Below are 4,418 nucleotides of genomic sequence, written 5' to 3'. Positions count from 1 at the left end.
CGGCGACCCTTACCATGAATTCCTGGAGGGTAATTTTTCTTAGCAAGCGCTTTGCTTGGACCCATAATGGGTTCTCCGTAACGTCTTGCAATCTTCGATTTGGGACCTGTATAACGTGCCATTAAAAACTTTTTTGTTTAACTATTAAATTGAAACCATTCAGTAACCCCAGTGTCCAAATTACGAATGGGTATTTTACTATACTCTACGACGCTTTGGAGGACGGCAGCCATTGTGTGGCAGCGGAGTAATGTCACGGATTGTTGTTACTTCAATCCCTGCATTCTGTATTGTACGAATAGCTGATTCGCGTCCTGATCCAGGTCCTTTAACGAAAACCTCTGCTTTACGCATTCCCAGATCAAAGGCAACCTGCGCCGCGCTTTGAGCTGCTGTTTGTGCAGCGTAAGGAGTATTCTTCTTTGATCCACGAAATCCCATTTTACCAGCGGAACCCCATGATATAACCTGACCATTGCTATTTGTAATGGAAATGATTATATTATTGAAAGAGGCCTTAATGTGAACCTGACCAACAGACTCAACAACAACAACTCTCTTTTTTGCTTTATCTTTTCTTTTATTTTGTGCCATTGCTCAAGGGAAATAAGTGTGGCGAAGCCACCGCTCATTGTTTATTTAGTAGCCTTTTTCTTGTTAGCGATTGTCTTACGCTTACCCTTACGAGTACGAGAATTGTTCTTCGTTCTTTGTCCGCGCAGTGGCAATCCCTTACGATGACGAAGACCTCTGTAACAAGCGATGTCCATTAAGCGTTTGATGCTCAATTGAACCTCAGACTTAAGTGCACCCTCTACTTTATATTCACCAGCGATCACTGCACGAATCGCACCCGACTCGTCATCTGTCCAGTCTATAACTTTCTTATTCAAATCTACTCCCGCCTTGTCCAGAATTTTCTTCGCAGAACTGCGACCAATTCCAAAAATGTACGTTAACGAGATTTCGCCTCTTTTACGGTCGGGAATATCAACTCCTGAAATACGTGCCATATGATTAACCTTGTCTTTGTTTATACCGTGGGTTCTTCTTATTAATTACATATACCTTACCCTTACGGCGTATAACCTTGCAGTCCTCACTGCGCTTCTTAACTGATGCTTTGACTTTCATCTGAGTATACTTAAGTGTTTATTTGAGGTGATCGACTCCTTATTTATATCGATAGGTGATTCTTGCCTTCGACAAGTCATAAGGAGACATTTCTAATTTTACACGGTCTCCCGGTAATATCTTAATATAGTGCATTCTCATTTTACCTGAAATATGAGCAATCACTTCATGCTTGTTTTCTAATACAACACGAAACATTGCGTTTGACAATGCCTCGAGAATTACTCCATCTTGTTCGATTGATGCTTGTTTTGCCATTCGTAGCTTTATTACTTTACTTCTACCATTAGGCTGGTGTTGGCCGTCACTTTCTCTATATAATCGAATGTCGTCAGAATTTCTGCTTTGCCCTTTCGTACAACAACAGTATGTTCAAAATGGGCAGAATATTTACGATCAGTAGTTCGAATCGTCCAACCATCCCGTTCCTGTACCACTGCTTTTGTACCAAGGTTGATCATTGGTTCAATGGCTAGGACCATACCCTCCCGAAGTTTCACACCTTTTCCTCTCTTACCATAATTAGGTACTTCCGGACTTTCGTGAAGTTCTCTACCAACTCCGTGCCCTACCAATTCCCTTACTACGGAATAACCTCGGTCTTCAACGTATGATTGGATAGCATAACCGATATCACCCATTCTCAATCCATCAACCGCCTGATCTATGCCTTTGTAAAGAGATCTTTTAGTTGTAGTCAGAAGATCCATTACTTCCTTAGAAACTTCTCCGACAGGATAGGTATACGCACTATCACTATGGTATCCGTTTAATTTAACTCCGCAGTCGATAGAAATTATATCTCCATCTTTCAAAATGTATCCACTGGGAAAACCATGAACAACAACTTCATTTACGGAAATACAAAGTGACGCGGGAAAGTTATTAAAACCTTTAAAGGAAGGAATACCACCAAAATCCTTAATGTACTCCTCTGCAATCGAATCAAGCCTTTTCGTCGCAACACCCGGATTCACCCAAACGGCCACTTCGGCATGCGCTTTGCCCAGAACCTGAGCACTTTCCTTGATAAGATCTATTTCGTCCTCTGTCTTAAGATAAATCATCTTCTATTAGATAGCCACGCTTTCCGTTCTACCTGTTACCCTACCGGATTTCATTAAACCTTCATAGCGGCGCATTAACAAATAACTCTCGACTTGTTGCAATGTATCTAAGACCACACCAACCATGATAAGCAGTGATGTGCCGCCAAAGAAATGTGCAAAGTCCGTCGACACCCCTAACAAACTTGCGAATGCGGGTAAAGTTGCAACTATCGCCAACATAATCGAACCTGGAAACGTAATTCTATCTAAAACAGAACTGATATATTCGGAAGTCTGCTGACCTGGCTTAACACCTGGGATAAATCCACCTCCTCTTTTCATATCATCCGCGATCTGCTGTGGATTAACTGATATCGCTGTGTAAAAGAAAGTAAATACTATGATTAAAAAGGCGAATAGCAAATTGTACTGCCAAGTTGTATAATTTGCAAAAATAGTAGCAACGTTGCTGGCGAAGTCACTCTTCTCAGCGAAATAAGAAGCCCCAAGTGATGGTATAAACATCAATGCCTGAGCAAAGATGATCGGCATAACACCCGCGGCATTCAATTTCAGAGGCAGATACTGGCGCTGTCCACCCATAACTCTGTTACCTACAACCTGCTTAGCATACTGAATAGGTATCCGGCGAACCGCCTGTGTCAACATGACAGCACCCATAATTACGAAATAAAGAGCAACTATTTCGAGAACAAAAAGCAAGATCTGCCCACTGCCCCTAGAAACAAACTCTTTATAAATCGCACCTGGAAACCTAGATACGATACCTATCATGATAAGCATCGAAATACCATTTCCAATCCCTTTGTCAGTGATTCTTTCACCCAACCACATACAGAACATGGTGCCGGCAGTTAAAACAAACACAGACGAAATCGAAAACAAACTACGGCTTACCAAAAGAGCTTCGTCAGGCACTGTAGTGTTAAGGTATGCCGTACCTTGTACAAGTGTAACAACGATCGTTAAAACACGGGTAATTTGATTTAGCTTCTTCCTGCCAGACTCCCCCTCCTTCTGCATCTTCTGAAAATAAGGCAGAGCCATTGTCAAAAGTTGGATAGCAATAGAGGCAGAGATATAAGGCATGATGCCTAATGCAAAAATGGAAGCCTTGCTAAAAGCTCCACCTAGAAAAGTATCCAAAAGGCCCAATAAACCCTGTGACGATACATTCATTTGATCAGGCTCGACACCTGGCAATGCGACGTAAGACCCCAGACGGAAAATTGTTATAAACAAAAGAGTGTTGAGAATACGTGTTCTCAACTCCTCAATTGCAAATATGTGCTTAATAGTCTCTAAAAATCGTTTCATTTTGTGGGTCTACATTAGCTATCCTGAGCAACTATCAAATCACCGAACAGCGTAATTACAACTTGATCGCTTTACCGCCAGCCTTCTCAATCGCTTCAAGAGCGGTTGCAGAAAAACCATGAGCATGAATCTCAACAGCAGTTGACAGTTCACCTCTGCTCAGAATCTTAACTAGATCTTTTTTAGCGCACAAACCATTTTCAATGATTACCTCAGGAGTAATAACACTAACACCGATTTTGTCCACCAAAGCTTGAATTGCATCCAAGTTAAGCGCTTTGTATTCGGTTCTGTTAATGTTATTAAAGCCAAACTTAGGCAAACGTCTTTGAAGCGGCATCTGTCCACCTTCAAAGCCCAGTTTACGGCTGTATCCTGATCTGGATTGAGCCCCTTTATGTCCACGTGCAGATGTACCTCCTTTACCGGAGCCCTGACCACGTCCAACCCGCTTTCCAACTTTAACAGATCCAGCAGCTGGTTTTAACGAACTAAGATTCATACAATTCGTATATATTAAATTTCTTCGACTTTAACCAAGTGGCTTACTTTGCGGATCATACCCGCAATAGCATCGCTATTCTCTTTCTCAACCGATCTATTCAACTTGCCAAGACCCAGCGCCTTTATAGTAAGCTTCTGACGTTCCGGACGATCGATTGTGCTTTTAACTTGTGTAATACGTACTTTCGACATGACTACTCTCAGATATAGGAAATCGTAAGATTATCCGTTAAATACTTTCTCTAACTTCACACTACGCTGAAAAGCCACCTGATGAGGAGCTCTCATTTTCAGAAGAGCATCAATAGTCGCCTTAATAACGTTATGAGGGTTTGAAGAACCTTTGGATTTAGCAAGTACATCCTTGATTCCCGCACTCTCGAGAACAGCCCT

8 protein-coding genes and 2 pseudogenes are annotated in these 4,418 nt (G+C 41.8%); all 10 read right to left on the bottom strand.

Annotated features, from left to right (window positions below; genetic code table 11):
• Positions 1 to 122, bottom strand: a pseudogene (locus ACTIE6_RS03555) (30S ribosomal protein S4); the annotation flags it as partial.
• A gap of 76 nt (positions 123 to 198) precedes the next feature.
• Positions 199 to 594, bottom strand: coding sequence for a 30S ribosomal protein S11 (gene rpsK, locus ACTIE6_RS03550; protein WP_031528731.1), 396 nt, complete (start codon positions 592 to 594; stop codon positions 199 to 201).
• 41 nt (positions 595 to 635) lie between these two features.
• Positions 636 to 1,013, bottom strand: coding sequence for a 30S ribosomal protein S13 (gene rpsM, locus ACTIE6_RS03545; protein ID WP_031528732.1), 378 nt, complete (start codon positions 1,011 to 1,013; stop codon positions 636 to 638).
• 4 nt (positions 1,014 to 1,017) lie between these two features.
• A complete protein-coding gene (ykgO, locus tag ACTIE6_RS03540) occupies positions 1,018 to 1,134 on the bottom strand; it encodes a type B 50S ribosomal protein L36 (RefSeq protein WP_015813811.1) in 117 nt (38 codons plus the stop codon).
• Positions 1,135 to 1,173: 39 nt separating this feature from the next.
• A complete protein-coding gene (gene infA / locus ACTIE6_RS03535) occupies positions 1,174 to 1,392 on the bottom strand; it encodes a translation initiation factor IF-1 (protein ID WP_015813810.1) in 219 nt (72 codons plus the stop codon).
• 11 nt (positions 1,393 to 1,403) lie between these two features.
• Positions 1,404 to 2,201 carry a type I methionyl aminopeptidase gene (gene map / locus ACTIE6_RS03530; protein ID WP_439555315.1) on the bottom strand — a complete coding sequence of 266 codons (798 nt, stop codon included), beginning with the start codon at positions 2,199 to 2,201 and terminating at the stop codon, positions 1,404 to 1,406.
• A 6-nt stretch (positions 2,202 to 2,207) separates the two neighbouring features.
• Positions 2,208 to 3,521, bottom strand: a complete 1,314-nt coding sequence (secY, locus tag ACTIE6_RS03525; RefSeq protein ID WP_056280067.1) for a preprotein translocase subunit SecY — start codon at positions 3,519 to 3,521, stop codon at positions 2,208 to 2,210.
• Between the two features lie 55 nt (positions 3,522 to 3,576).
• The gene (gene rplO, locus ACTIE6_RS03520; protein WP_439555314.1) at positions 3,577 to 4,023 is read right to left on the bottom strand and encodes a 50S ribosomal protein L15; all 447 of its coding nucleotides are present in this window, start codon (positions 4,021 to 4,023) and stop codon (positions 3,577 to 3,579) included.
• A 14-nt stretch (positions 4,024 to 4,037) separates the two neighbouring features.
• Entirely contained in the window at positions 4,038 to 4,217 is a 180-nt protein-coding gene (gene rpmD / locus ACTIE6_RS03515) for a 50S ribosomal protein L30 (RefSeq protein WP_031528736.1), read from the bottom strand.
• Between the two features lie 30 nt (positions 4,218 to 4,247).
• A pseudogene (locus ACTIE6_RS03510) lies at positions 4,248 to 4,418 on the bottom strand (30S ribosomal protein S5); the annotation flags it as partial.

Origin of the sequence: Dyadobacter sp. (genome assembly GCF_051859145.1) — a bacterium.
GTDB lineage: Bacteria > Bacteroidota > Bacteroidia > Cytophagales > Spirosomataceae > Dyadobacter.
The sequence above is the reverse complement of the archived record's forward strand: the minus strand, read 5'-3'. Positions and strand labels throughout refer to the sequence as shown.